The sequence below is a fragment of the Streptomyces sp. A18 genome, assembly GCF_059026065.1.
Genome location: NZ_JBWLKL010000138.1, coordinates 1 through 844 on the forward strand (window position 1 = coordinate 1; position 844 = coordinate 844).

Below are 844 nucleotides of genomic sequence, written 5' to 3' on the forward strand. Positions count from 1 at the left end.
TGTGGCGCGTGGCTATCACGGCCGTGCGAGTTTGACGGCCGAGCGGTTCGTCGCGGATCCCTTCGGCGGGTCCGGGGCGCGTATGTATCGCACAGGTGACCTGGCGCGGTGGAACACCGAAGGCCAGTTGGAGTACGCGGGGCGTGATGACGCGCAGATGAAGGTGCGCGGCTTCCGTATCGAGCCCGGTGAGGTGGAGTCAGCCCTGACCGCGCACCCCGGCGTGTCCCAGGCCGTGGTCGTCACTCACACGGGCCGCGGCGCCAAGCAGCTGGTGGGCTATGTCGTCCCGACAGGAGCGGATGACACCACCGGCGACATCGAGGGCCTGAGCGATGACGCCCTCGACCTCACCACTGGTGTGTCGGTACGGGAACTGCGGCGCTTTGTGGCGGGGCGGTTGCCGGAGTTCATGGTGCCGTCGGTATTGGTGATGCTGGACCGGCTGCCGTTGGCACCCAACGGGAAGCTTGACCGGTCGGCGTTGCCGGAACCGGAGTTCGGCGGTGGCGAGTACCGGGCGCCGGGCTCGGCCGCGGAACGGGTCCTGGCCGCGGTCTATGCAGAGGTCCTGGGCCAGGAGCGGGTGGGTGTCGACGACGACTTCTTCGCCGTGGGCGGGGACAGCATCCGGTCGATCCAAGTGGTCTCACGCGCCCGGGGGTTGGGCGTGGAGGTGACGCCGCGGCAGATCTTCGAATGCCGCACGGTGGCCGAACTGGCGCAGGTCGCAGTGACCGACGGCTCCGATACCGGCGTGGTCCTGGAGGAGTTCCAGGGCGGAGGTGTGGGTCGGCTGCCCGTACTGCCGGTGAGCCGGTACCTGCGGGAACTGGGCGGCAGT

Annotated in this window: 1 protein-coding gene; it reads left to right on the forward strand. The window is 69.2% G+C overall.

Annotation, left to right across the window (positions count from 1 at the left end; translation table 11 throughout):
- Positions 1 to 82 precede the first annotated feature (82 nt).
- The coding region (locus AC5P1C_RS43860) for a phosphopantetheine-binding protein (RefSeq protein ID WP_493871595.1) at positions 83 to 844 on the forward strand (762 nt) is incomplete at its 3' end.